Source organism: Sporosarcina sp. P18a, from assembly GCF_002743135.1.
Taxonomy (GTDB): Bacteria; Bacillota; Bacilli; order Bacillales_A; family Planococcaceae; genus Sporosarcina.
Genome location: NZ_PDYQ01000001.1, coordinates 1 through 26,477, shown reverse-complemented (window position 1 = coordinate 26,477; position 26,477 = coordinate 1). Strand labels below are relative to the sequence as shown.

26 protein-coding genes, 7 tRNA genes and 1 riboswitch are annotated in these 26,477 nt (G+C 41.7%); of the genes, 9 read left to right on the top strand and 24 right to left on the bottom strand.

All coding sequences use genetic code 11. The features are described 5' to 3' along the window. The first annotated feature begins 71 nt into the window (after nucleotides 1–71). Nucleotides 72–590: a gamma carbonic anhydrase gene (locus tag CSV75_RS00165; protein WP_099631383.1), complete on the top strand. Its 519-nt coding sequence runs from the start codon at nucleotides 72–74 to the stop codon at nucleotides 588–590. A 325-nt stretch (nucleotides 591–915) separates the two neighbouring features. On the opposite strand, the gene CSV75_RS00160 is transcribed toward CSV75_RS00165, so the two are convergent. From CSV75_RS00160 to CSV75_RS00145, 4 genes are all read right to left on the bottom strand, one after another. Continuing rightward, nucleotides 916–2,025, bottom strand: coding sequence for a Fe(3+) ABC transporter substrate-binding protein (locus tag CSV75_RS00160; RefSeq protein WP_233189589.1), 1,110 nt, complete (start codon nucleotides 2,023–2,025; stop codon nucleotides 916–918). Between the two features lie 180 nt (nucleotides 2,026–2,205). Next, nucleotides 2,206–2,883 (bottom strand): ABC transporter ATP-binding protein, encoded by a 678-nt coding sequence (locus CSV75_RS00155; RefSeq protein ID WP_099674275.1) that lies wholly within the window; start codon nucleotides 2,881–2,883, stop codon nucleotides 2,206–2,208. Between the two features lie 5 nt (nucleotides 2,884–2,888). After that, nucleotides 2,889–4,535 (bottom strand): ABC transporter permease, encoded by a 1,647-nt coding sequence (locus CSV75_RS00150; protein ID WP_099631380.1) that lies wholly within the window; start codon nucleotides 4,533–4,535, stop codon nucleotides 2,889–2,891. Nucleotides 4,536–4,822: 287 nt separating this feature from the next. Further along, complete coding sequence (locus CSV75_RS00145; protein WP_099674274.1) at nucleotides 4,823–5,680, bottom strand: YitT family protein; 858 nt, start codon at nucleotides 5,678–5,680, stop codon at nucleotides 4,823–4,825. 309 nt (nucleotides 5,681–5,989) lie between these two features. Between CSV75_RS00145 and CSV75_RS00140 the strand changes: the two genes are divergently transcribed. Then, complete coding sequence (locus CSV75_RS00140; protein WP_099631378.1) at nucleotides 5,990–6,154, top strand: Fur-regulated basic protein FbpA; 165 nt, start codon at nucleotides 5,990–5,992, stop codon at nucleotides 6,152–6,154. A gap of 358 nt (nucleotides 6,155–6,512) precedes the next feature. On the opposite strand, the gene CSV75_RS00135 is transcribed toward CSV75_RS00140, so the two are convergent. Continuing rightward, nucleotides 6,513–6,746 carry a YkuS family protein gene (locus CSV75_RS00135; RefSeq protein WP_099674273.1) on the bottom strand — a complete coding sequence of 78 codons (234 nt, stop codon included), beginning with the start codon at nucleotides 6,744–6,746 and terminating at the stop codon, nucleotides 6,513–6,515. 202 nt (nucleotides 6,747–6,948) lie between these two features. Here CSV75_RS00135 and CSV75_RS00130 point away from each other — a divergent pair, with 202 nt between their 5' ends. Then, on the top strand, nucleotides 6,949–7,566 hold the full coding sequence (locus CSV75_RS00130; protein ID WP_099674272.1) for a hypothetical protein: 618 nt from the start codon (nucleotides 6,949–6,951) through the stop codon (nucleotides 7,564–7,566). 6 nt (nucleotides 7,567–7,572) lie between these two features. Further along, nucleotides 7,573–8,346, top strand: a complete 774-nt coding sequence (locus CSV75_RS00125; RefSeq protein ID WP_099674271.1) for a DUF3891 family protein — start codon at nucleotides 7,573–7,575, stop codon at nucleotides 8,344–8,346. Between the two features lie 46 nt (nucleotides 8,347–8,392). On the opposite strand, the gene metK is transcribed toward CSV75_RS00125, so the two are convergent. Next, nucleotides 8,393–9,604 carry a methionine adenosyltransferase gene (gene metK / locus CSV75_RS00120; protein ID WP_099631374.1) on the bottom strand — a complete coding sequence of 404 codons (1,212 nt, stop codon included), beginning with the start codon at nucleotides 9,602–9,604 and terminating at the stop codon, nucleotides 8,393–8,395. A gap of 176 nt (nucleotides 9,605–9,780) precedes the next feature. Beyond that, a riboswitch (SAM riboswitch) is annotated at nucleotides 9,781–9,900 on the bottom strand. A gap of 177 nt (nucleotides 9,901–10,077) precedes the next feature. On the opposite strand from metK, the gene pckA reads away from it, so the two are divergent. After that, entirely contained in the window at nucleotides 10,078–11,670 is a 1,593-nt protein-coding gene (pckA, locus tag CSV75_RS00115; protein WP_099631373.1) for a phosphoenolpyruvate carboxykinase (ATP), read from the top strand. An 82-nt stretch (nucleotides 11,671–11,752) separates the two neighbouring features. Here the strand turns inward: pckA and CSV75_RS00110 are convergent, their stop codons facing one another. From CSV75_RS00110 to CSV75_RS00085, 6 genes are all read right to left on the bottom strand, one after another. After that, on the bottom strand, nucleotides 11,753–12,544 hold the full coding sequence (locus CSV75_RS00110; RefSeq protein WP_099674270.1) for an alpha/beta hydrolase family protein: 792 nt from the start codon (nucleotides 12,542–12,544) through the stop codon (nucleotides 11,753–11,755). Beyond that, nucleotides 12,528–12,995, bottom strand: a complete 468-nt coding sequence (locus tag CSV75_RS00105) for an NUDIX hydrolase (protein WP_099674269.1) — start codon at nucleotides 12,993–12,995, stop codon at nucleotides 12,528–12,530. Before CSV75_RS00105 ends, CSV75_RS00110 begins: the two co-directional genes overlap by 17 nt. A gap of 48 nt (nucleotides 12,996–13,043) precedes the next feature. Beyond that, a complete protein-coding gene (locus CSV75_RS00100; RefSeq protein WP_233189588.1) occupies nucleotides 13,044–13,358 on the bottom strand; it encodes a transposase in 315 nt (104 codons plus the stop codon). Nucleotides 13,359–13,756: 398 nt separating this feature from the next. Next, a complete protein-coding gene (locus tag CSV75_RS00095; protein WP_099674268.1) occupies nucleotides 13,757–15,085 on the bottom strand; it encodes an NAD-dependent malic enzyme in 1,329 nt (442 codons plus the stop codon). A gap of 103 nt (nucleotides 15,086–15,188) precedes the next feature. Beyond that, nucleotides 15,189–15,368 (bottom strand): putative motility protein, encoded by a 180-nt coding sequence (locus tag CSV75_RS00090; RefSeq protein ID WP_099631368.1) that lies wholly within the window; start codon nucleotides 15,366–15,368, stop codon nucleotides 15,189–15,191. 64 nt (nucleotides 15,369–15,432) lie between these two features. After that, on the bottom strand, nucleotides 15,433–15,882 hold the full coding sequence (locus CSV75_RS00085; RefSeq protein ID WP_099631367.1) for a Dps family protein: 450 nt from the start codon (nucleotides 15,880–15,882) through the stop codon (nucleotides 15,433–15,435). An 88-nt stretch (nucleotides 15,883–15,970) separates the two neighbouring features. On the opposite strand from CSV75_RS00085, the gene yidD reads away from it, so the two are divergent. Beyond that, a complete protein-coding gene (gene yidD / locus CSV75_RS00080; RefSeq protein ID WP_099635713.1) occupies nucleotides 15,971–16,210 on the top strand; it encodes a membrane protein insertion efficiency factor YidD in 240 nt (79 codons plus the stop codon). Between the two features lie 93 nt (nucleotides 16,211–16,303). Continuing rightward, nucleotides 16,304–17,260 carry a metal ABC transporter solute-binding protein, Zn/Mn family gene (locus CSV75_RS00075; RefSeq protein ID WP_099674267.1) on the top strand — a complete coding sequence of 319 codons (957 nt, stop codon included), beginning with the start codon at nucleotides 16,304–16,306 and terminating at the stop codon, nucleotides 17,258–17,260. A 26-nt stretch (nucleotides 17,261–17,286) separates the two neighbouring features. Here the strand turns inward: CSV75_RS00075 and CSV75_RS00070 are convergent, their stop codons facing one another. From CSV75_RS00070 to CSV75_RS00050, 5 genes are all read right to left on the bottom strand, one after another. Continuing rightward, nucleotides 17,287–18,723: an o-succinylbenzoate--CoA ligase gene (locus CSV75_RS00070; protein ID WP_099674266.1), complete on the bottom strand. Its 1,437-nt coding sequence runs from the start codon at nucleotides 18,721–18,723 to the stop codon at nucleotides 17,287–17,289. A gap of 66 nt (nucleotides 18,724–18,789) precedes the next feature. After that, complete coding sequence (gene menB, locus CSV75_RS00065; protein ID WP_029055123.1) at nucleotides 18,790–19,608, bottom strand: 1,4-dihydroxy-2-naphthoyl-CoA synthase; 819 nt, start codon at nucleotides 19,606–19,608, stop codon at nucleotides 18,790–18,792. A gap of 20 nt (nucleotides 19,609–19,628) precedes the next feature. After that, complete coding sequence (gene menH, locus CSV75_RS00060; RefSeq protein ID WP_233191557.1) at nucleotides 19,629–20,453, bottom strand: 2-succinyl-6-hydroxy-2,4-cyclohexadiene-1-carboxylate synthase; 825 nt, start codon at nucleotides 20,451–20,453, stop codon at nucleotides 19,629–19,631. Then, nucleotides 20,443–22,164: a 2-succinyl-5-enolpyruvyl-6-hydroxy-3-cyclohexene-1-carboxylic-acid synthase gene (menD, locus tag CSV75_RS00055; RefSeq protein ID WP_099674265.1), complete on the bottom strand. Its 1,722-nt coding sequence runs from the start codon at nucleotides 22,162–22,164 to the stop codon at nucleotides 20,443–20,445. The genes menH and menD overlap by 11 nt, the downstream gene beginning before the upstream one ends. Beyond that, on the bottom strand, nucleotides 22,157–23,533 hold the full coding sequence (locus CSV75_RS00050; RefSeq protein WP_099674264.1) for an isochorismate synthase: 1,377 nt from the start codon (nucleotides 23,531–23,533) through the stop codon (nucleotides 22,157–22,159). Before CSV75_RS00050 ends, menD begins: the two co-directional genes overlap by 8 nt. Before the next feature lie 243 nt (nucleotides 23,534–23,776). On the opposite strand from CSV75_RS00050, the gene CSV75_RS00045 reads away from it, so the two are divergent. Continuing rightward, complete coding sequence (locus CSV75_RS00045) at nucleotides 23,777–24,688, top strand: 1,4-dihydroxy-2-naphthoate polyprenyltransferase (RefSeq protein ID WP_099674263.1); 912 nt, start codon at nucleotides 23,777–23,779, stop codon at nucleotides 24,686–24,688. A gap of 148 nt (nucleotides 24,689–24,836) precedes the next feature. Continuing rightward, nucleotides 24,837–25,586 (top strand): TraR/DksA C4-type zinc finger protein, encoded by a 750-nt coding sequence (locus CSV75_RS00040; protein WP_233191556.1) that lies wholly within the window; start codon nucleotides 24,837–24,839, stop codon nucleotides 25,584–25,586. A 248-nt stretch (nucleotides 25,587–25,834) separates the two neighbouring features. On the opposite strand, the gene CSV75_RS00035 is transcribed toward CSV75_RS00040, so the two are convergent. From CSV75_RS00035 to CSV75_RS00005, 7 genes are all read right to left on the bottom strand, one after another. Next, nucleotides 25,835–25,906 (bottom strand) — tRNA-Glu (locus tag CSV75_RS00035). Nucleotides 25,907–25,913: 7 nt separating this feature from the next. Further along, nucleotides 25,914–26,004, bottom strand: a tRNA-Ser gene (locus CSV75_RS00030). Between the two features lie 7 nt (nucleotides 26,005–26,011). Next, nucleotides 26,012–26,086: transfer RNA gene (locus CSV75_RS00025), tRNA-Asn, on the bottom strand. A 1-nt stretch (nucleotide 26,087) separates the two neighbouring features. After that, nucleotides 26,088–26,164 (bottom strand) — tRNA-Ile (locus tag CSV75_RS00020). A gap of 5 nt (nucleotides 26,165–26,169) precedes the next feature. After that, nucleotides 26,170–26,243: transfer RNA gene (locus CSV75_RS00015), tRNA-Gly, on the bottom strand. A gap of 5 nt (nucleotides 26,244–26,248) precedes the next feature. Next, a tRNA-Phe gene (locus CSV75_RS00010) sits at nucleotides 26,249–26,324 on the bottom strand. 47 nt (nucleotides 26,325–26,371) lie between these two features. Beyond that, nucleotides 26,372–26,447 (bottom strand) — tRNA-Asp (locus CSV75_RS00005). Nucleotides 26,448–26,477: the final 30 nt, after the last annotated feature.

Below are 26,477 nucleotides of genomic sequence, written 5' to 3'. Positions count from 1 at the left end.
TTATGTTTCACAAATACTAAATGTTTGTTACGATAAATTATACATGATTATTTAGAAATGAGGAGATTTGATTGATTTATCCATACGAAGGTAAATTACCAGAGATTGACCCATCCGTCTATATTGCGGACTATGTAACGATTTCAGGGGATGTAACTATAGGTCCTGAATCGTCTATATGGTTCAATACCGTTATACGTGGGGATGTATCTCCTACTATTATAGGACGAAGAGTAAATATACAGGATTTCTGCTGTCTACATCAAAGCCCAAAGTACCCATTAATTCTTGAAGATAATGTGACGATCGGTCACAAAGTCATGCTCCATAGTTGCACAATTAAAACCGGTGCACTTGTCGGAATGGGCGCTACCGTTCTCGATGGGGCTGAGGTTGGTGAAGGGGCATTCATCGGTGCTGGTAGCTTGGTAACTCCAGGCAAGAAGATTCCGCCTAACACATTAGCAATCGGTTCTCCAGCTCGTGTTGTTCGTGAGTTGACTGATGAAGATCGCGCAGATATGACAAGAATCGTCAATGATTATGCACGTAAAGGTCAATTATATAAAGCCTTGCAAGAAGAGAATTAATTGAAGCACCCGTAATTAGCGGGTGCTTATTTTAATATCGTCTAAATTTTCGAGGATATTTCGAATGTTGTTGCTTATACATCTACTTCTCCACTATATACATAAATTCTACACTCCACTAACATATCATATTTTGAATGTCTTTTCGTTTGGACTGTTTTTATAAAGGATAAGAGTTTTACTATCTTTATTCTGACCAGTTAAAGTTTTTCACACTACTTATGACTTATGATAGACCAGAAATGTTTCATCTACTTATAAAATCGGTAGTTGGCGTTTATTTATAGAAACAAAAAAGCAGCCCGAGAGCTGCTCTTTGTTGAACTTATTTCCAGCCTACTTCATTCATTAATTCTACAGCTTTTGGATTATACTTACCGTAATCTGCGAAGTCCACTTCTTGTGGTTTGAATGTACCCCATTCAGCCATCACTTCTGGTAATTTCGCTTCTTTATTAACTGGGAACTCAAAGTTTTCTGCCGTGAATTGTTCTTGAGCTTCCACAGTCGTTAAGTACTCAATCAATTTTACTGCATTTTCTTTGTTTTTACTGTGTTTAATCAAGCCAGCACCACTAATATTAATATGTGTTCCTGTAGTTTCCTGGTTCGGGAAAAACACACCAATCTGGTCGAACACTTTCACATCTTCTGCTTCGTCTGAAACAGACATGTGACCTACATAGTAACTATTCATAATCGCAACATCACCAACACCTGCAACGATTGCACGCGCTTGGTCGCGGTCTCCACCTTCAGGTTCGCGCGCCAAGTTATTTACAATACCTTGAGCCCATTCTTTCGCTTTGTCTTCGCCATCAATTGCAATCAATGATGCCATCAATGACTGGTTATACAAGCTATCAGATGAACGAACAAGTAATTTATCTTTCCATTTGTCTGTTGCAAGGTCTTCATAAGTTGATAATTCTTCCGGCTTCACGCGATCTTTTGAATAGACAATCACACGCGCACGAGTAGATAATCCAATCCATTCGTTGTCTGTGTCGCGAAGCTCTGCTGGTACTGCCTTATCAATTTCTTCAGATTCAATGGGCTGCAAAAGACCTTCTTCTTTTGCTGTGTTCAAGATCCCGCCATCCACTGTAATAAATAAATCAGCAGGTGTATTTTGTCCTTCACGCTTAAGACGCTCAATTAATTCTGGCGCTTTCGCTTCAATCACATTTACTTTAATGCCTGTCTTTTCTGTGAACTCTTCATAAAGAACTGCATCCACGTCATAGTGTCTAGCCGTATAGACGTTTACTTCTCCACCCGTTTTCTTATCTTCTGTTGCATCAGTTGTATCTTCAGCAGGAGTCTCTTCTTTTACTGGTTTGTCCTTTTGTTCCACTTTATCGGAACTTGAGTTACATGCCCCTAGAACTGCTGCAAGCATTAATAGAGCGAATGCCCATAAAAATTTCTTCACATTGATTTCTCTCCTTGTTTTCTCATATACGTTGCATATCTCCAAACGGTAATGAGAATCATTTTCAGTACTAAAGAAATTGTAATACAATATCGAGTATAAGTCTAGTATTCATTTTCTTTTATTTCTATAAATAAAAGGAGAGTATCGGAAATATATCCGATACTCTCTAGTACAACGTTAAACAGGTATTGATTCTTTGTCCGATCCAATATACGTTGCACAATCAATATAGATCGTTCGATCACAAATTGCGTCCACATCAGCTTGGTCATGCGAGACAAACAGACATGTAATATTTGCCTTTTGCAAGATATCTCGAACTTCCATTCGAATCAAGGACTTCAAATTCGTATCCAGATTACTAAACGGCTCATCCATCAACAGGATGGAAGGTGAAGGCGCCAAAGCCCTTGCCAATGCCACACGTTGCTGTTGTCCCCCGCTAAGTTCATGGGGGTAACGTTTGGCAAACTCTTGCAATTGAACAAGTTCCAACATTTCATCCAAACGCTTCTTTTTCTCAGGACGCTTCATCTTGTGCAAGCCAAAGCAAATGTTTTCGCTGACTGTCAGATGCGGAAATAGTGCATAGTTTTGAAACACCATACCCACACCGCGCTTCTCGGCCTCGATATATGTGTTATCTCCTACAATCAATCTGCCGTCAAGTTCGATACTGCCTGCCGTAGGATCTTCCAAACCTGCAAGCAATCGTAGCAAAGTACTTTTTCCACTACCACTCGCACCTACAATCCCTACGATTTCCCCTTTTTTAATCGCAAATGAAAAGCGATCAATGACAGGCTGCTGTTTTTTTGAATATCGAAATGATAAGTTTTGAATGTCTACGAACATTGTTCTCACTTCTCCTCAAATCTTAAAATTATAATCACCGACAAGATGCTTAGACAAATTAATAACAGAGAGGATGGTGCAGCTTCATATATTCTTTCATCAATTGCATATTGATATGTCCGTGTCGCGAGCGTATCAAAGTTAAAAGGTCGCAACAGTAAGGTCAGCGGTAGTTCCTTCATAATTTCGAGGAATGCTAACGCAAATCCAATTAAGATCGAACCGCGTAATAATGGAAACTCTACTTTCCAAAATGTGTATGTCATACTTCGTCCTAGTAAGAATGAAGCTTCACGATAAGATGGTGGTACTTTTGTATAACCTGACTCAACCGAGTTGAATCCTTGCGCCATAAACCGAATAACGTATCCTGTGATCAGCATAGCGATCGACATACTTAATACGAGTGAGCCCGATTCTACATCTAACAGTTTCGGATAAATAAATGCCAGTTTCTCATCTAGCGTAATAAATAAAGCAAGTACGCCAATTGCGACGACTGCTCCTGGCACCGCATAACCGGACGTCATAATACGCGCAAGTAAATTTGACGAAGCGGATGGATACAAGTTAATTGTACGGGCAGCCAAAATCGCAAAGAAGCTTATAATCAATGCACCGATGAGAGCGGCCACTAGACTATTGGTTATTAAGGTGATGAAGTCTGCGCGCCATACTTTTTCATATGTTTTTAGTGACCAATAGATCAGTTGAACAAAAGGAATTAAAAAGGCACTGAAGAATACAATAGAACAAGAAAGGGATGCTAGCCAAGCAGTCCATCCACGTAATTTTTTACGTGCGAGTGGTCTGCTTTGTGTCACGTTTGTATCATACTTCCGACCTTTTCGTAAAAAGCGTTCGAGCATGAAAATCCCTAATATAATGACGAGCAACCAAGCAGCTAAACGCATAGCCGCATTGATATCATACATCCCGAACCACGTCTGGAAAATCGCCGTGGAAATCGTACGTACGCCAAAGAAACTGGCTACGCCATAATCACTTAACACTTCAAAGATGACGAGCATCGATCCTGCGATGATGGCAGGTCGCGCAATAGGTAATCCCAAACGGAAGAACATTTGGAAACCATTCAATCCAAGAGTTTTAGCACTCTCAATATACGATGCGCTTTGTTTTTCAAAATAATTGAGCGCAATCATATACACATACGGGTAAAGGAATAATGTGAGAACAAAAACCGCTCCACGCAATGACATGATCTCGATCGTGCCCGGTGTGAATTGATAATCAAAATAATTACGGAACAACGATTGAATGACGCCAGTATAGCTTGTCATTGTACTGTATGTATAAGCCGCTATATAAGGCGGTATAGCCAAAGGTATAATCAACAGCCATTTAAACTGTTTCCGTAATGGAAATTCATAGGCCGCGACAATCCAGGCCAGTACTAATCCGATGGTCGTCGAGAGGAACCCGACAGATCCAACTAAAATCACTGACCCTTTTACATAGTCAGCAAGCAAAAATTCTTTAATATGTTCCCAGTTTTCGCCTGTCGGCTGGAAGAAACTTAGTACAACATAGGCGACCGGCATAATAATGACGAGTGCACCAAGCATTGTAATGATGAACCAGCTATTTGCCCGACGACGAATCTCTCTTAGCCATATAGATGTTTTCATATACTATAATACCAACTTTACTACGCACGATGGCGGTTATGGTGTACGTTCATGATGACTTAAATAACATAAGTCACACTCAAGTATATACAAACTCTCTGTACATTCCAATGTTTTCACAAGAATTCAACAAATCTTTACTGTTGACGTTCGCCAAAATAATACATGATTATCGAGTAGGATTACACAGTGAATATGTTTACAGTGAGACTTCGTATATAAAAATGAAGACAAACTCTTTTAACGGAGTTTGTCTTCATATGAAAATACACGACAGATTTTCTGCTCTAAGCCAGTTTCTCATTTTCCTTTCTAAAGAAACCGAAAATACCTACTGTTTGTACGATATTGGTAAATGCTTGCGGATCCGTCTCATTGATAATCCGTTCCAAGTCGTATAGTTCATATCTTGTGATCACGACATAAAGCATGTTCTTATCTTCTTTAGAGTAAGCACCTTTAGCGGGTAGTATAGTAATTCCACGTACCATTTGACGATGGATTGCTTGTTGAAGATCGTCTGCTTTGTGCGTGATGATCATCGCAGTTACTTTTTCATGTCGCGTATGAATCATGTCAATCACTGACGTAGTAACGTATAACGCAACCATTGTGTAAAGTGCATTTTCCGGTTCATATAGAATTCCCGCAAATACGATAAGAATACCGTTTAGCACTAGAAAGTATACACCGATTGGTTTATCCTGCATGCGAGATAGGATCATCGCAACGATGTCCATTCCGCCAGTAGACGCACCTAGCTTTAAGGAAATCCCTACACCAACACCTGCCAGTACCCCGCCAAATACCGCATTGAGCATAATGTCTCCTGACATAGAACGCAGTGGCAATAATTCAAGGAAAAGTGTAGTGAACGCAACGGATACTATACTGTAAATAGTGAAACCTTTCCCTACTTTAAACCAACCCAGAATGAAGACCGGTATGTTGAACAGTAATAATAAAATACCTGTACTAATTTTCATGCCTAAGTGGTCTTTTAGAACACTTGATACTAACTGGGCTGCACCCGCAAATCCACTCGCATAGACATTTGCATTGATGAGAAAGAAATTTAATGATAGAGCCATAAGTAGCGATCCAAAAATAACTACCGTCACTCGTTTTGCTTCAATGAAAAACATAGCGACCTCCTCTGGTAAATAACAATTTAATGCACGAACTAGATTATATCTATTCTTACCTCATAATGGTACCCCTAAGCATCATTGGTTATAAAAAAGCCGTTACGAATAGAACTATTCACTTTTTCATTTTTGCCATTCCACTATCAGGTTATTAAGAATGTACTATAAAGCATAAGTGCCTATTACACTGCCAAAATGATATACACAATTAGTAGAACAGTTCGAAAGTTCCAACTATGATTTATACGGTTTAATTCGAGATCATAACGGCTATATTTAGAGGGGGAATCAAGGAGGAAATGCACGATGAAAACAAACAAAAAAGTAAGTGAATCAAAGCGAGACAAAATGATTGAAGAGCTCGTTTCAAATGGGGTATTTAAAATTGATGGGAAACAACTGTACGAATTACCGCTTCAATTATTAATGCAGGAATATGAAGCATTCGGTCAAACTGACATTCAAATGTAATGAAAAGAAGACGTGCCAAATATGGCATGTCTCCTTTTCATTTTCGTTTAGCGATCACACGGTCATTGTGAAGAGAATTCACCGTGGCGTGTGATTTAACGTTAATCATCAGGAACAAAATCTCTTATCCAAAAAGAGTCAATGGTATTTTACTATTCTTTACACTCTTGCTCGTTAATGCTATGTGTCACATTAAACGGAGCTTTCTAACTGACAGAAACACTTTAAACAAATAGAATAGCTAGTAAAATCCCATTTGCATTGGTAAACCCCCGCCACTACTACCTAGCAAATAGAAAAACTGAAGAACCCCCTTTATTGGCTTGCTCTTCAGTCCTAAATAAATTGTATTCAATTATTAGCGATGTAATCTTTTTTCCACATCGTCTACGATGTCTTGTACAGAATTGCCTTCAATGCTCACCACGGGAAAGTCGAATTGGTCGATGTTAACGTCGCTCAAGGCACGGATTACACCCATGTCATAGCCACTTAGATGTTCATCACTTGCGAACATCGTCACTTCATGTCCTTTTTCCTCTAGTGCTTGTTTCACATCTTCAAACGGTACTTCTACAGCTATTTTCGCCATATTCCATTCCTCCTTAAATACTACATGTACTCGGTTAATACTATATAATTTCCCGCTCTTACTTAAATTAAACATGGCTTCTTGTGATATGTTTAGAAAATAGTAATAGTAAAACGATTTGTTTTGAGGGAAGTGGGTACTTTACTGTTAAAGCTATTGAATTATTACACAAAGAAGAATTTATAGAAGGAGTCGACGTGATATGTTCGGTTTAGCAGATCTCCTTAGCTTGGTAATTTCTTGTTTCATCATTTTACCTGTCGTTACGTTCATAAGAGAAGCTGGTTATTTTATAATTAGTGGTCTATTCGGTGTAAAAAATGCCAGACTGACCATTGGTTCTGGACCCAGGCTATTTAAATTAGGTGTATTTGATATACGTAAATATTATCATATAAATAGCTGGTTTACTTTTGATTCAGTCAAGAGAAAAAGTAATTTTGCTTATATATGCATATATGCTGGGCCGATTTTGATTAACGTTGTCGTGGCGCTCACAATAAATGCGCTCATTGCAAATGGTTTTTTTGAAGAGTCCAAAACATTTTGGAGCCGTTTTATATTCTACGCCTTCTATTTCGTTTTATTTGACTCCATTCCCATGAAAACCGTAAATGGGAAACCGAATAACGGTATGATTATTTATGAACTTCTACGATATGGCAAACGAATTGACTTCAATGAAGACCCCTTTATTCTCGGCACGACAGAGGCGGAAGAAATGTATCAAGAAGAAATGGATAAAATTGAAAAGGTAAAAGAAGAAATTAAAGAAGAAATCATACAAAACGATAGTTCCTCACCTGACAAGAAAGGATGAAGTAAAATGATTGTACGTGAACACGAGAAGTCATTCAGCTTCGTCCAACAACATCATCATGGACAACTTGCTGGAGAATTAATGGAACACTGGAAAAAGGATATGTTTCCTGATGATCAATGGCGTCATTCCGTATTAACTGCCATTCGTAACCACGACATCGGCTGGGCTCCTTTTGATAAACAACCTTTTTGGAATGATGCGAAATCGGCACCATTTCGATTCACAGATTACCCACTTCTTCCAAAAACAGTACTTTATCGCCAAGGAATCGATGAAGTAGAAAAGCTTGATCACTACGCAGCAATGCTTTGTAGTTTTCATTATGAACAGTTTATACAGGGTAAAGATAAAAAAGAAGCTAAGCAATTTATCGAGGATGAACTGAATCGCCGTGAACGATTATGTAAAGAAGTCGAAGGTTTTGAAAAGGAACTTTTTGAAATGCATTTTGCTTTGCTTCAGCTTGGAGACAACTTTTCCTTATATTGTTGTGTGAATGATCCAGGTGTCGACAAAGCGAATGAACATATATTCTTTCGTGATGGTATTCCTTCTACTGGTATTTTCCCTTCATTACCGATAGGACGAATTGGGATATACTTTGCAGATCAGCACACTATTAAAGTGGAGGGTTTTCCATTTAGCTATTCTTTTGATGTTGAAGTAAAACAGAAGACAATCTTGAAAAAAGATATAGAGGATAAAGGATTGCAAAGGGCTTATGAAGAGGCAGACTATGAAATGATTCCTTTTCGTATTTCACCGGCAAAGAATTAAAAAGTGCAGAAAAAAGGAAATGATTCCTCTTTCTGCACTCATTACTTTATTGCTTCACACGTACTGTACTCGCAAGATCTTTCAACGCTTCCACTTTATCTGTCTGCTCCCATGGCAATTCGATATCAGTGCGGCCAAAGTGACCGTATGCTGCCGTTTGTTTGTAGATTGGACGACGTAGGTCAAGCATTTTAATAATTCCTGCCGGTCGAAGGTCAAATAATTCACGTACGAACTCTACTAATTGAGTCTCCGATAGTATACCGGTATCAAATGTATTGATCGAGATAGAAACCGGGCTCGCTACTCCAATAGCATACGCCAACTGAACTTCACAGTGCTCAGCCAGTCCAGCTGCAACGATGTTCTTTGCCACATAACGCGCTGCGTAAGAAGCCGAACGGTCCACTTTCGTAGCATCTTTCCCCGAGAATGCACCGCCACCATGACGGGCATATCCACCATACGTATCAACGATGATTTTACGTCCAGTCAATCCAGAGTCTCCTTGAGGGCCACCAACGACAAAGCTGCCAGTAGGATTAATGAAGTATTTAGTATGCTCGTCCAATAAGTTCTTTGGAACGACTGCATCAATAACAACATTCTTTATATCCTGCTCGATTTGCTCGAGTGTTGCTTCAGGGTGATGTTGTGTGGAAATAACGATTGTGTCAATTCGCACAGGATTATTATCTTGGTCATATTCTACCGTTACTTGTGTTTTACCGTCAGGACGTAAATAGGAAATAAGTTCTTCTTTACGAGCTTGTGCCAGGCGTTGTGCCAATTTATGAGACAGGCTGATTGGCAGAGGCATTAATTCTGGCGTTTCATTACATGCATATCCAAACATCAGGCCTTGGTCTCCTGCACCGATTGCCTCTAATTCTTCATCAGACATAGAGCCTTCACGTGCTTCGAGTGCCACATTGACACTTGCAGCGATTTCAGGTGATTGCTCATCAATGGATGTAAGTACAGCGGACGTTTCGTAATCGAAGCCGTATTTCGCACGAACATACCCAATTTCCTTAACAGTGTCGCGAACGACTTTTGGAATATCCACATACGTTGTCGTAGTGATTTCTCCCATTACCAATACGAGTCCAGTCGTTATACTCGTTTCACATGCCACACGCGCATTTGGATCTTCCGTTAGGATCGCATCTAAAATTGCATCTGAAATTTGGTCGCACATCTTGTCAGGATGGCCTTCTGTAACTGATTCTGATGTAAACAGTCGACGGTTTGTCATGTTATTTCCCCCTATATTAAGCATCATGATACGGTACTCTCATAAGTCCCTGGTAAAGTTCCACGCCTAGACGTCAAGCATATACCATAAGGATTCAGGGCTAGACAATATAAAAAGCCCTCCACTCATATTCAATCCATGAGTAAAAGGCAAAATTTCACGCGCAGCACCTTTCACTCTTATCGTCCAAGGAATTAAACCTTGCTTCAGGTTTGGCACCTTCGCGTTAGACTTACGTCTATTGCAGGTTGCCGGGTTTCACAGGGCCTGTACCCTCCACCAACTCGGGATAAGAGTATCCGTTCATGTCACATCGTATTAAAAAGTTTGGATTTTGTCAAATTATTTCTTCCAAATCACTTGAGTTTTCCATTAGTATAGATTAATATTCTTAATGTGTTATACTATTTACGAATTAGGATATTCTCAGTAAGATAAAAATAAATCGACTACGCAAAGGACGGTATGTAAACATGATATCTGCAAAAATTGATGATAGTTTAAAAAGTCTTCTTAGTGGAAGCAACGTGACGATCCAAGCGTCTGTGGCAGAACTAACGGAAAAAGCAGTGGCAAGAGGCGAAGCTAAACTTTCTGCTGACGGTGCAATCACTGCTCGTACAGGTAAATATACAGGACGCTCACCTAAGGACAAATTCATCGTTGAAGATGCAGTGTCTAAGGATAAAGTAGATTGGGGTAGCACAAACAGTCCGATTTCAGAGGAGATCTTTGATTCATTATACACAAAAGTCATCGAACATTTGAAGAAAAAAGACGAATTGTTTGTTTTTAAAGGATTTGCAGGAGCAGATAAAGACTCCCAATTGTCTATCCAGGTTATTAATGAATTAGCTTGGCAAAATCAGTTCGTTCACCAACTATTCATCCGTCCAACTGAAGAAGAATTGAAAGCACATGAATCGCAATTCACCATTTTGGCAGCCCCTTCATTTAAAGCGGATCCAAAAGTGGATGGCACAAACTCTGAAACATTCATCATTTTATCGCTTGAAAAGCGAATTGTCTTAATTGGTGGAACAGAGTACGCTGGGGAAATGAAGAAATCTATTTTCTCTGTTATGAACTACTTACTACCCGAGCAAGATATCCTATCCATGCACTGTTCAGCAAACGTTGGAGAAGAAGGCGATGTTGCTTTGTTCTTTGGTCTATCTGGAACAGGTAAAACTACGCTTTCGGCAGATGCTGACCGTAAACTTATTGGTGACGATGAGCACGGCTGGTCTGATAATGGCGTGTTTAACATTGAAGGTGGATGTTACGCAAAATGTATTAACCTTTCTGCTGAAAAAGAACCTGAAATTTTCGGAGCCATTCGTTTCGGTGCTGTTTTAGAAAACGTAGTACTAGATGAAGAAACACGCATTCCTGATTATGATGATAAATCATTAACAGAAAACACACGTGCTGCATATCCAATCGAAAACATTGATAATATCGTGACACCATCTGTTGCTGGTCACCCGAAGAACATCATCTTCCTTACAGCTGATGCTTCTGGCGTATTGCCTCCGATTTCTATTCTTTCAAAAGAACAGGCAATGTATCACTTCTTGAGCGGTTTCACTTCCAAACTTGCTGGAACTGAGCGTGGAATCACTGCTCCTGAACCAACATTCTCTACTTGCTTCGGTTCACCGTTCCTTCCACTCCCTGCAGCAACCTATGCAGAGATGCTTGGAAAGAAAATAGATGAGCATGGTTCAAAAGTATTCCTCGTGAATACAGGATGGACTGGCGGAATCTATGGTGTAGGTTCACGTATGAACTTAGGCTATACACGTACGATGGTACGCGCTGCAATCGCAGGTAAGTTGGATAATATAGAAACAAAGAAGAACGAAATCTTTGGATTAAATATGCCGCTTGAAATCGAAGGTGTGCCAAGCGACGTTCTACACCCTCGTGATGCTTGGGAAGATCCACAAGAATACGATAAAGAAGCAAACCGTTTGGCTGATGCTTTCCGTGAGAACTTCAAGAAGTTTTCTCATGTTTCCGAAGACATCGCGATCAAAGGCGGACCACCTGTCATTAAATAATGTCATACGAAAGAGGCTGACCAATCTGGTCAGCCTCTTTTTGCGTCTTTATTGTAATCACATAAAAGCTAGCAAATGTTCATCATTGCCGCTTCATCCAATTCACTGCTTCTTTCACAAGCTGCCGATTCATTTCAGGAGGAATATAATGCGTATAGCCTTCCAAGTACCAAGTTTCAAACTCTTTATCCGTATCACGTAATGCATTCTCTAACAATATTGCCTGTTGGAAAGACACATTCGTGTCAAGAGTCCCGTGGATAATCAGTGTCGGAATATCGATATTCCCTATCTGGAATAGTGCCGACCTTTCACGATACGCATCCGGTTGATTATTCGGCGTGCCACCGATGACACGTTTCATCATACGCCGCATATCCTGTCGCTCTTTGTACGTGAAGACCACGTCTGAAACTCCAGCCCATGTCACCATAGAAGTTAAATCATCGCGGATTATAGCTGTCCATAATGCCATAATACCGCCTCTGGAAAATGAAAATAGATGAATGCGATCTGAATTGACTGCACTTTGCTGTTTAAGTACTTCCACTCCCGTCACTGCGTCATTGCGATCCTCTCCAGCAAATTCATCCTTTCCTTCACCGCCACGATTGCCACGATAATAAGGAGCGAATACTACCAGTCCATGCGATGCAAATTGTGCGATACGCGCTGGTCTAACCATCCCTACATGTTGGATGCCGCCGCGTAGATAAAGCAATCCATCATACCGTCCTTTTGCTTTTGGTGTTGCCAAAAGTCCTTTTACAAGCAAGTTGTCAGAACTATACGTGATTTCTTCCAATCTAACATGGGGGTTTGGGGAGGGATAGTCTTTCCTCCGTATGATTTTACCATCAGATTGTTCTATCATTCACTTCCACCCACTTCCTAAGTTCACCCATTCCGCGGTCTTTCATGTGAAAGCTGAGTTCAGTACAAGCATCTAGTTCAGCGTCTGTCATCCATACTGCGCCTTCTGTTTCCATTAATGTAAAGTCTTTTTCTACATGTGTTATATCTCCTGTGAAAACGGCCTTGCAAAAAGGTGGTTCAGTAAAGACAACATACTCTGCAAATGAATGAATATTTTCTATAGTGACTCCTGTTTCTTCCATCGTTTCACGAATAGCCGCTTGTTCAATTGTCTCTCCTGATTCCGCTTTTCCACCGGGAAACTCAATTCCACGTATTTTATGTTTGGTCAATAACCAACGATTGTCGTCCTTAATCATTATGAGCACATGGCGGGATTCAATATGATGTGGATTAGGTCCAAAAGTCAATTCAACATGGGCTCCTTGTAAATCTTCAAATTTTAGCAATATGAATCACGTCCTTTCCCTTAGTGTAGCGGAAAGGTAAGCGAGGAATCAACGAAATAGCGGCAGTTTCTCGATAAAACGTTTTGACTCGTCATCGGTAAATTCATGAATCAAAGCAAAGACCTTTTTTAATCGGACATCCAATTTATCATTGTCTTTATCATAGTGATATTGCGCATACGGTACATGTGAGCGGAGAAAGTTTTGGAATTCCAGTTGTTCCATTTGAGAAAATAGTTTTTCAAATATAGGATATACTTCTCTTGTTACTTCTACTTTGTATTCCCAGGTCGAAGAGTGGGGATCTGTGAGTACTAATTTGTTATTAAGTGATATATACATCGGGTATTTTTCTTCTATCATAATCATCCTACTTTCTTTTTTACGTAGGATGCCTCATAAAGAAAAAAATATTCTGCAACAAAGAGGCTGGGACAAAACTTAAAAAAACAGTCCGTTCCCCTACGCTACAAAAGGCACGCTTTCCGCGGGGCGCGCTTGAGCCTCCTCGTCGCTAAGTGCAAATACATGCTCTTAACGCTCCGCTTTTACTCGCAAAAGCCGTCCTTCGTAACGGCTCTCGCTACCTGCGGGGTCTCAACATTCGCGCTGAATCCCGCAGGAGTCGGCCTTTTTCCGCTTCGGTACACTCTTGATTACTAACGAATTAAACTTTATAAATACGTTTCAGTGAATTAAAAAAGGTATGAAAGTGTCTTCTCCTTCATACCTTTTGAGGTTGTGTCCCAGCCTCCTTAAAATTAAATTCCTTGATCTTGTTCTTCATACACTACTTTTTCAACTGCCAACGCCACGTTAATGTGTACGTTTGGATCTAATGGATGCGGGACTAAATCGTCACGCTTAGTGCTATCGACAATGGCCAAAGCTGCAGCGATCAGCATGGGATACGTAATGGCTTTCGCATTTGCATTTAATGCGCCACGAAAGATGCCCGGAAAGCCTAGGACGTTATTGACTAGACGACCATCCGCCGCATAGGCTGCGCCTGCTTCCAAAGCGATTTCCGGAGTGATTTCTGCGTTGGGGTTAGATAAAGCCAAAATGATTTGACCTTTACGAATCAATTCTGGCTTGATGAGATTAGCAACACCAGTTGTCGCAATGACTACATCGCATGTCTCCATGATTTCTTCCATTGTTTCAACGACGGTCCCACCGTGCTTCGCTAACATCTCTTTCGCATGAGGATTAGGATCTGTTCCTTTCATTTCCGCTACACCATATGCCATAAACATACGACTGATTGCAAGGCCGGCTGCGCCTAAACCAATTTGTCCGACTGAAGCATTAGCCAAATCCACTTCAACATGCTTGCATGCTGTGAGCGCTGCTGCCAATGCTACGACTGCTGTACCGTGCTGATCATCATGCATAACAGGGATGGGTAATTCTTTTTTCAAACGCTCTTCGATTTCAAAGCAATGCGGGGACCCGATATCTTCTAGTAAAATTGCACCAAATCCTTGATGGATATGTTTGATCGTTTCTACGACTTCATCGGGATTGCTCGTATCAAGTAAAATGGGAATCCCACTAATACCGACGAATTGATCAAACAAGACAGCTTTTCCTTCCATAACAGGCATACCCGCTACAGGACCAATATCTCCAAGCCCTAAAATAGCCGTACCATCCGTCACGATTGCCACTGTATTTGAAATACCTGTGAAATAATTCGCCTGTTCGGGATCTTCTTGGATCGTTTTGCAAACACTTGCCACACCCGGTGTATACACTCTCCGTAAATCCGCCAGAGAACGGATTTCATGAGTGGCTTTCATATGAATTTTTCCGCCTTCATGCATTTGCAATACATCATCTGTAATCGCTTGAACTTTAATACCTTGTTTTAAGTTTTCAATCGCCACCACGATTTCAGCCAAATGCGCTTGATCATTACATTGCAACGCGATTTCTCTAATCGTAGAAAGCGTTCCTACTTTAATCGTCTGGATGTCACCAATATCTCCATTTAGTTGACCGATTGCCATAGTTACCTTGCCAAGATTCCCAGGTTTAGAAGGTGTTTCGATAATTAAATTACGCAAATACTGTCCTTGAGCCATCTTCAATATACCCCCTACTATGTTTTAGTATATTTTACAGTATTTCTGCCTACTTCCATAAAAAAACACACATCTCTACTTATTCAAGATGTGTGCTCTTCATTCAAGCCTTAATATCAATTGAAACGCCCTTTGTTGGATGCGCTACAGATTGGTTTTCAAGGCCGTTCAGCATATCATTCATAGCAGAAGTCTCCATTGAAAGAGCCTTGTTCATGACGCTCATTTGAACGGTTGATTGCAAGCTTCTCAACTGGCTGGACATAATTGAATGGATATCCATATCGTTCAACTCCTTCTTGGTATTCACTTCCTACTATCGGTTACTATTTTGATAATTGAAGGTTTTACTCGTTTGTTTCACCGAGAAATGCGTTTAACATCCACTGATGCTTCTCCACGCTCTGATAAACCGCATTTAACATATCTTCTGTCATATCATCTGAATCCTTCGATGCAAGTTCCATACCCTTTTTCAATGATTTCATTACTTTGTCAAAATCATCTACTAACGTTTGCACCATTTCATTCGCTTTTTCTGTGCCTTTTGCTTCGTCGATCACAGATTCGGATAAATGCTGCGATAATGTTGCAGTTGGTTCACCGCCCAAAGTCAGTACGCGTTCCGCAATTTCGTCCATATGCACTGTTGCTTCATTATATAATTCCTCAAATTTGGCGTGTAATGTGAAGAATTGATTTCCTTTTACATACCAGTGGTAGTTATGAAGTTTTGCATACAACACCGACCACGTAGATACTTGTTTGTTTAGTTCTTGAATTAATTCCTTAGACATAAAAAAACACTCTCCTAATCGTTTTATGCTTCTCTCTTTTCATTTACCACAAATATAGGTAAACTAAACCTTATTACGTCAGAAGGTGATGGAGATACTGAAGAAAGCATGTATACAAATAATCCGGTTCTATCAGAAGTTTATTTCCCCCTTATCACCGCCCTCTTGCCGATTTCATCCCACTTGTTCACATTACGGGGTGGAAGCAATTGAGACACATGGTGCGCTAAAAGGTAGTTGGCTTGCGGTAATGCGGATTTTAAAATGTCATCCATTTCATAAAGGCGGATTTGATCCGGTACCTCCAAAAAAATCAGATACTAAATAATCCGTACTAGGTTGCAAACATACATCATATCTTGTATGATGAGAAAACAATCTAAATAGTAATCATTCCGATTACGTCACGGAGGCTTTTTGAATGAAAAATCGTATACTACTGCTGGCAGCCGCTTTGCTGCTAGTATTAAGTGGTTGTAACAATAGTACAACTACTGAACCGGATGATACGTCATCCGAACAATTACTCGTTTACACTACTGTTTACCCATTACAATACTTCACTGAACGGATTGGTGGAGAGTATGTTGACGTGAGATCCATCTATCCACCTGGAACAGATGAGCACGTGTTTGAACCTACACAAAAAGATATGATGACCTTAGCAAAAGGGGATTTATTCTTCTATGTTGGGCTTGGACTTGAGGGTTTTGTGCAAAAAACAGAGAAAACATTGCAGAATGAAAAGGTTCGATTTGTTCCAATCGCTGACTATATTGATTTCGAGGAGTTGGAAGAGGGACATTCCCATGAACACGGAGAAGATGCGCATGATGAGCACGGACATGAAGACACGGTGGATCCACACGTTTGGATATCTCCTTATCTCAGCACGAAGCTCGCGGAAAAAATTACGCAAGAGTTATCTGATGAATTGCCTGAACATGCAGAATCATTCAAGAAGAATTTTGATGTTTTATATGATGAACTAGAAGAATTGGATCGCGAATTTAAAACAATGGCAGATGCAGCGCCAAACAAAACTTTCTTCGTATCTCATGCAGCATTTGGCTACTTAGCAGAAGCTTATGGGTTACAGCAACTTGCTGTATCTGGTCTTGATTCTCAGAATGAACCTTCACAAAAAGAACTAGCTTCACTTGTAAAAGATGCAAAAGAACAAGACATCCAGTATATTTTATTTGAACAAAACGTCAGCTCGAAATTAGCTGAAGTCATCAAAAAAGAACTGAATGCCGAAGCTCTTACTCTGCATAATTTGAGTGTCCTTACTGAAGAAGATATTCAGAAGGAAGAAACGTACTTTACTCTCATGGAACAGAATCTGAACGTACTAAAAAAAGCATTAGGTGACTAACAGTGGATGCATACTCCACTGTTTTTTTATAACCATTTTTTCAATTCGAACCGCATTAGTTTATTCGATGCATTACGCGGCAGTCGCTCCACAAAGCGAAATTCTCTCGGTAATTTATAACGCGCTAGACGCTGGGAACAGAATTCTACTAGTTCTTCCGTGTCAGCTGAGCCAACGAGAAATGCGACGGGTACTTGCCCCCACTGCGGATCTTCTTTACCACATACGCCAGCTTCTCTTATAGCAGGATGTGCTAGCAACACATTTTCAATTTCAGCAGGGTACACATTCTCCCCACCTGAAATAATTAAATCAGCACGCCGATCCACAATGAATAAATAGCCTTCCTCATCAAGATAGCCAGCATCCCCTGTAGCAAGCCAACCGTCTTCGGTCAGCGCACTGCGTGTACTTTGACTTCCGATGTAACCCGGCGTCACATGAGGGCCTTTTATGAGCACTTCTCCTACTTCACCTGGTTGAACGGTATCTTTAATTGCAACTTGATTAAAAAATAACGGTTTACCCGCTGAACCTACCTTTCGCGTTGCATCTGCTTTTCCAAGTGTCGTCGTTTGCGAACAGGTTTCAGTCATACCATATGTCTGAAGTATCGGTAGTCCACATGCAGTCGCGCGCTCCAAATAATCCAGTGGCACCGGTCCGCCACCAACGAGCATAGTACGAAATTGAGGATGCGCTTTGTTATGATCCGCTTCCATCACACGGACAATTTGATCCAACGTCAAGGCAACGACCGAAATGGCTGTTACATTTCCCGCAACAATGTGTGCAGCAGCTTCTTTTGCATCAAATTTTTCGTACAAACGCATTTCCATTCCGTAGATAACTGCGCGAATGACAATCGAAAGTCCACTGATGTGGAATAAAGGCATCATGCACAGCCAGGAATCGTTATCGGTCAACCCAAGATTTAGCGCAGAAGCAAGTGCGCTCGACGTATGATTGCCCGCTGTCTGTCGAACTCCTTTAGGTACACCCGTAGTGCCTGAAGTATACATAATCGATAGCGTCTGATCTTCAGTCCACTGTTCTAGCATGACGAACTCTTTTCGTTCAGACTTTCGAACTGCTGAATAAGATAAGCTCTCGATATCATCTACATTCGGATGGATCTGTATGTGATCATCAACAAGTACAAGTTTTGCTTCGGAATCGCGTATTTGCCAGTGTAATTCTTGTTCTGTCAGCCGATTGTTCAGACAGACTACTTGCACACTTAATAACCAGCATGCATGGATGAAGAGTACCGTTTGTTCATTGGAGCGGCTTAGCAGCGCCACCCTACTCTCTGACTGAACACCGAGATGATGAAGTTGTTGTGCGATTTCAAGGGATTGCTCATATAGTTCCTGATAAGACCAGTGTCCTTGTTCGGTAACTAAAGCGGACGCTCCAGGTGTCAATTTGGCCCGTTGCGCAAGCCAATTTGGGATCATCATAGCTATCTCCTCCAATTAAAATTAACATAATGAAAAAGCTGCCCAATATAGGCAGCTTTCATTTATTTAAGGGAAACGTGGGAATTGATCGAAGTCTGGTTTACGCTTTTCTTTAAACGCATCGCGTCCTTCTTTCGCTTCATCCGTTGTGTAATAAAGCAATGTAGCGTCTCCAGCTAATTGCTGAAGTCCAGCCAAGCCGTCTGTATCTGCATTCATTGCCGCTTTCAAGAAGCGAAGTGCAGTTGGACTCTTGCCTAGCATTTCTTCACACCATTGTACTGTTTCGTCTTCTAGCTGTTCATAAGGAACCACTGTGTTGACTAAGCCCATATCGAGTGCTTCTTGCGCGTCATATTGACGGCATAGGTACCAGATTTCACGTGCTTTTTTGTGGCCAACAATGCGTGCAAGATATCCTGAACCGTATCCCGCATCGAACGAGCCGACAGTAGGTCCTGTTTGTCCGAAACGTGCATTGTCTGCAGCAATCGTCAAGTCACATACTACATGTAACACGTGACCGCCACCGATTGCGTATCCCGCCACCATTGCGACAACTGGCTTTGGAATAACGCGAATTAAGCGTTGAAGATCTAAAACGTTCAAGCGTGGAATTTCGTCGTCTCCAACATATCCACCGTGACCACGAACCGATTGATCGCCTCCTGAACAGAAAGCTTTCTCGCCTTCACCAGTTAACACAATCACTCCAATTCGTTGATCATCTCTTGCACGTGAAAATGCATCGATCAGTTCCATTACTGTTTTCGGACGGAATGCATTGCGCACTTCCGGACGATTGATCGTGATTTTTGCGATACCATTGTACATTTCGTACTTGATATCATCATATGTACGAAGCGTTTCCCATTGACGGGTCATAATAAATTCCTCCTCGAGTTTTACACTGTTTTCAGAAAGCTCTTTATCATTGTAGCAAATTGTTGTGGTTTTTCCACGTGAATTGCATGCCCTGCATCTTTTATCGTTTCATGCCGGGCATTTGGCAGCCTTTTCAACATTTCCTGCGCTATCGTTTCGAATTTCTCGTCTTCACTACCGGTAATCAATAATACAGGTAATGAAAGTTGCTCAAGCGTCTGCCAGTATGATGGCTGACTGCCCGTTCCAATCCCCCGTAAACTGTTTGCTAGACCGGTTGGCCGTTGATCGAGGCGTTCACTGCGCACTGCTTGTTGTTGTGATTCAGACAGTTTTTTTTGCGAGTGAAACAACGGAATCTCTTGCCAGAAGTCGACGAATTCTATCATTCCTTGTTGTTCTATCCTATCCGCAAGCTTGGAATCAGCTGTACGTCGTGCGATTTGTTGTTCAGTTGTACATAGACCTGGCGAACTGCTTTCAAGTATAAGACCCGTTACTTTTTCTGGATACGTTGCAGTATAGCCTAGCGCAACACGCCCACCCATCGAATACCCAAGCAAGATGGGCTGCTTAATTTCAAGCTTCTGCAAGATTTCATATAAATCTTTTACCTGCTCTTCCATCTTGTAGCGAGTACTCGTTTCAGGCGCTTCTGTTTTGCCATGACCGATTAAATCGACTGCCACGATATGATAATCCACCGCAAGTACTTCAATGGTTTGCTGCCAAGTGGCTGTCGAGCCTGTGAAACCATGCAACATGACGATTGTCGGCAACTGTTTATTACCGTAGCGCGCAACATGCGTATCTATACCTCTAATTGTCAATAGTTCAGTCGTCAATGCGTTCCACCCTCTTCGCGATTTCCCGCCACACAGAGCGGTGAGCTTCCACATTGTCTTCACGTACTGTTGTCACTTCAATAATTCGGAGATTAGTCATTTTATCTGTTTGCATTGCTTGTTCAAATGCTTGTATCGTGTCTACCGCATCATATTGCGCTTCATACATCGCCGCTATGTGATGGAACGTTAAATTTGTTGGGGTCCCGAATAATTGCTCATAATGGTGTTCAATAGACGCTTGCGGTAAATAGGAAAATATCCCGCCACCATTGTTATTAATTAGTACAATTGTCAAATCGGTTTGCTGTAAACGGGAAATTATCAATCCGTTGATATCATGCAAAAACGCTAAATCCCCAATCAATAAGTACGTCTTTCGTTGACGACCTTCCTGAATACCAAGGGCAGTCGAGACTACGCCGTCGATCCCATTCGTCCCTCTATTGCAAAACAATGAAATATCGCGTTTCGTCTTTTGGAAATGAGTATCCAAGTCACGAATCGGCATACTGCTACTGCAGACTACATCTGAGCCATCTGGTAAATTGGCGATGAATTGACGAACGAAATGACCTTCATCTTGCTTAAAATGTTGATCTTCATTCAGTACATCTGAGGAAATTCGATTGGCTTCAGACCACTGTTCCATATACTCTGTTCGCTCGTTTCGTATATGTACTTGCTGCCAAATGCTCTCTGCACTTACTTGCAAATGATGCGTAGTTAGACCAATCGGATCACGATAATTCGGTGAATCATCGATCACAATAAAAGTTTCTGGACACGTCTTCTTCAAAAATAACAGTAATGGTTTAGAGATGGGTTGCGGACCGAAGCGTATGACGCAATCAGGTCGCACCTTGTCGGTAAACACTTCACTTTTCAGCAAGGCATCATACTGATCAATACAAAGATCGTCACAATCTGCAGGCACTTGTGAGCGCAGATTAGACAGTGGATCGCAAAGTACGGGCCACTGAAGTGCTTTAGCAAACTGCCAGAAACGTTCTTTATCTAGAGTAGTCGTTTGCTCTCCCATAACGAGTATGCCTTTTTTCGATTGCGTAATGGCCGTTTCGAGTACAGTTTTCATTTCATCCGTTACAGTCAATTCCCCTACCAACTGTTGCTGGAATCGACTGACTTGCGCAGTTGCTTGTAAATCAATCAGTAATGGCTCCCGAAACGGGACATTTAAGTGCACTGGTCCTTGTGGTGCAGTTTTCGCTACAGAAAGAAGTCTAACAGCACGTTGTTCCATGTATCGTAAAATGTCTTCACGATTTTCTGGTACAGGGAAATCGACGCTATCTTTGACGTGCTCCCCAAACATGCGAATTTGATCAATCGCCTGTGGAGCGCCGACTTCACGTAATTCATGCGGACGGTCCGCTGTGATGACAATCAACGGCAATCTTGCATAAAAAGCTTCTGTAACTGCAGGATGATAGTTCGATGCGGCTGTTCCTGATGTACATAGTAAAACAACCGGTTGCCCAGTCGCCTTCACTAATCCAAGCGCATAAAAAGCTGCAGAACGCTCATCGGTATGCACATAGGTTTGCATATCCTCAGAGTTCGTTAGCGCATACGCAAGTGGTGTCGATCTGGAGCCTGGACTAATTACTGCCTTTTTCGCGCCTTGGCGTATAAGAGCATCTGTTAAGCGGAGCACATAACTCGTTAATCCTATTTCGTGATCATTCATGTAAGCGGCCTCCGAGCGCGCGTAGTACGGGACGGAATTTAACCCATGTTTCCGCGTATTCTTCCGTTGCCGTAGAATCAGCTACAATCCCCCCACCAGCATACAAATATGCATCATTGCCAGTTAACAGTCCAGAACGGATCGCCACCGCAAACTCTCCATTACCCGCAGAATCCACCCAGCCAATCGGGCCTGCATAGTAGCCACGGTCCATTTGCTCTTCTTCACGAATGACTTCGAGCGCTTTCTGGCGTGGAACTCCACCTAAAGCGGGCGTTGGATGAAGCGCTTCTACTAGATGGAAAATATCCATGTCCTCCGCAAGTTCTCCTTCAACCGGTGTGAATAAATGCTGAATATCTCGCACTTTCAAAAGCTTTGGTGTTTTGTTTACTTGCAATGATGTGCAAAATTCCGAAAAGACTTGTGTAATCATATCGACTACGTACTGATGCTCTTCACGATTCTTCTTATCACGTAATAGCACTTCCCCAAGTCGCTGATCCTCTTGAGACGTTTTTCCACGCTCAATAGAACCTGCTACACATGCCGAGTACACATGTCCCTTATAAATTTCAACCAATCTCTCTGGCGTTGCACCGAAGAACATTTCATCCCCAATTTGAAGTCCAAAATGATAACTAGCAGACTGTTCATTCGAAATTGTATGCAGCGCAGCAGCCTTTTGGAATTCTTCTTCGAACGTTAATTTAATTTTACGTGCAATGACTACTTTCTCTGCCTCTTGCGCTTTAATATGCGATGTCACGTGCTCAACAGCATCCATATAGCGGTCCGTAGCCAATTCTGTCTGTTTGATCACGCTCGGATGACCTTGGAACGTGAATTCGTCAACCTGTGCAATATGGATCAAGCGATCACGTTCTTGACGCAATGCTTCAAAGTCTGCTGCTGTTTGCGGTTCATCCGTAATATAATTAATCGATACATACGTTTTACCTTTTTCAATTTTCAGTTGGAATAAAGGCACAGTAAAATAAGCGGCTGGAAAAGCGCTCCACTCGTCATCCTGTCGTGTGTGGGGATCAAAAGAAAACCCTCCAAATAACACCGGATCAACATCTTTTTCTTCCTTAATCAAACCTTCACATAATGTTGCCCATTGTGAAGATATCGACTTAAAACGATCCTTCTCCGCTGTTAGAACTGCAGCCTGACCCAAACCGACAAGTTTTACTGTCTTGTCTGCATTTTGCCAGAAGAAACGATGCTCACCATAATGTGATAGGCCTGCTTCAAAAAAAGCAAGCGGACTTAGCGTTTCTACTTCTAATGTTTCCGTAAAAAAACGAGATTCAGCGCCTGTTGCCGGAACCGTCTTCTCTCGATCGGTCAATTTCCGAATCATCCCACTCTCTCCTTCTCATCATGCAATATGTTTTTCGACAATTTACGCTCAGATATCACTTCACTGAACGATAAGTACCTCTATTCTAGCACATTGGACGCTGTACTTAATATATAATGTCTCGCTGTCGCCGTATAGAAGAGCATTCGACAATTATCTTTTGTAGTCGTCACTTCTTACCTAACTGCTTGTTTTTGTTGTATACTATCAGATGATGATTACATACATAAGGAGAGATTACCCGTGCAACACACAATAGAAACCGATACTGGCTGGCGAGTTTGGTGGCAACTGACGCGCCCTCACACGTTGACTGCTGCTTTTGCACCTGTTTTTTTAGGGACCATGATTGCGCTGCAATACGGTCCACTTCATTTCCCACTATTTTTAGCAATGCTTGTAGCCAGTTTGTTTTTACAGATGGCTACCAATATGTTCAATGAATACTATGATTTTAAAAGAGGACTCGACGATGAACACTCGATCGGTATTGGCGGGACGATCGTCCGGAACGGCGTAAAACCTAAAATCGTGTTAAATTTAGCACTCATTTTGTATGGCTTATCGGTTGTTCTTGGTATTTACATTTGCATGGAAACTTCCTGGTGGCTAGCTGCCGTGGGTTCCGTTGCCATGCTGATTGGCTATTTGTATACAGGCGGACCTTACCCTATTGCGTATACTCCATTCGGCGAGCTCGTTTCTGGTTTCATTATGGGCATGTTATTAATTTTGATTGCATTCTATATTCAAACGGGAACTGTCACTGGCAATGCAATATTGCTATCTGTACCAAGCATGCTTTTAGTCGGTGCCATTATGTTAGCCAATAACATTCGGGATATTGTACAGGATACTAAGGGCGGCAGAAAAACCATGGCGATTCTTATAGGCCGAAATAATGCTATAACGGTATTGGCAATGTTTTTCATCGTGTCATATGGTTGGATTATTGCACTCGTCGTGACAGGCCATGTGTCTGCATGGGCCTTACTCGTCCTACTAAGTATTCCCAAACCATTACATGCTACGAAAACCTTTCGCAAGTGTGAACAACCCATTCAAGTCATGCCAGCTATGAAGGATACAGGCGTTACCAATACGCTGTTCGGCCTACTTCTCGGTATCGGCATTCTCATCGCTCACTTCATCTGAATAAACTGTATCCACAACGTCCACACTTAAAAAAGGTGGACGTTTTTTGTTGTAAAGGTTTACTTCAGCTTGTAAAAAGGGAAAGACTGAAATAAGACAGCTTTCTCAGACTTCATTGTTCAACTCGGAAAGCCACATAGAAAGGGTCGTGACTATATTGTTAACAACTAAACAAATTCAACAACTGGAAAAAGAATTACGAGCTATGGAAGAACGTTTGACTGAAACCGAAAACGAGACGGAAATTGTAAAAAATGCACAAGAAGATGTAGGCGAATTATCCATGTACGATAATCACCCTGCTGACATGGGAACAGAATTATATGAGCGCGAAAAGGACATGGCACTCCACACACACGCAGAAGGCGAACTAGAGAAAGTTCAGAACGCGCTACAAGCTATCCAGGGGGGCACGTATGGCATTTGTGAGGTCTGTGGCAAGGAAATACAATTGGAGCGCCTAGAAGCAATCCCTTACACTACTGTATGTATTGATGACGCGAGAAAAGATGTTCCGACCGATCGTCCGGTTGAGGAAGATCTATTAATCATGGCAGATCCTAATTCATTTGCGGCACGAAGAGATGGAGACGCAATTGATTACGAAGATAGCTTTCAAGAAATTGCGCAATCCGGAACATCTGAAACACCTTCAGACTTCTCAGGTAATAAAAATCGTGACTACGGAGATCTGTACGATGAAGAAAATGAAGACAGCGTAGAAGCATATGAAGAGTTTGCCGTGTCCGATATTACAGGTGAACCTGCTGGCTTTGTACGAAATGAAGAAGTAATAGAGTATGAAGAGGAGTTGGATGAAGAAGGTATCGAATCACCTTTAGGTGACATTCCTTATCATGAACGTGATAGCTACATTGATTCGCAGAAAGATAAGTAATTCAAAAATGAGTAAGTCCTACAAGCGCTTCTTGTAGGACTTACTCATTTTGCACGCGCTTTCGTTCCATAAGTTCACTAGAATTTAGATAGTATCGATTGTCAGTTGGAGATAAATAGCATCGCATAGATTGACGGCACAACTCTACACTATTTGCCCCCTATATTACTCTCAGCGGCCTTCTATATAACTTATGTTGGAAAATAGAAAAAAGGTATTGCACAATTGTGCAATACCTTTTTTATGTATGACCCCTACGGGATTCGAACCCGTGATACCGCCGTGAAAGGGCGGTGTCTTAACCGCTTGACCAAGGGGCCAAAATTATGGCGGAGAAGGAGGGATTCGAACCCTCGCACCGCTTTCGCGATCTACACCCTTAGCAGGGGCGCCTCTTGAGCCACTTGAGTACTTCCCCATAAAAATGGCTCCGCAGGTAAGACTCGAACTTACGACCGATCGGTTAACAGCCGATTGCTCTACCACTGAGCTACTGCGGAATGGTGGGCCTAAGTGGACTCGAACCACCGACCTCACGCTTATCAGGCGTGCGCTCTAACCAGCTGAGCTATAGGCCCCTAATTGGAGCGGGTAGGGAGAATCGAACTCCCATCATCAGCTTGGAAGGCTGAGGTTTTACCACTAAACTATACCCGCATTTATGGTGGCTCAGGACGGAATCGAACCGCCGACACAAGGATTTTCAGTCCTTTGCTCTACCAACTGAGCTACTGAGCCACATTTGTTATTTCCAGAAAGACGCTTTTTGAAGCGTAAGTATAAAATGGCGGTCCCGACGGGAATCGAACCCGCGATCTCCTGCGTGACAGGCAGGCATGTTAACCGCTACACCACGGGACCTTGGTTGCGGGGACAGGATTTGAACCTGCG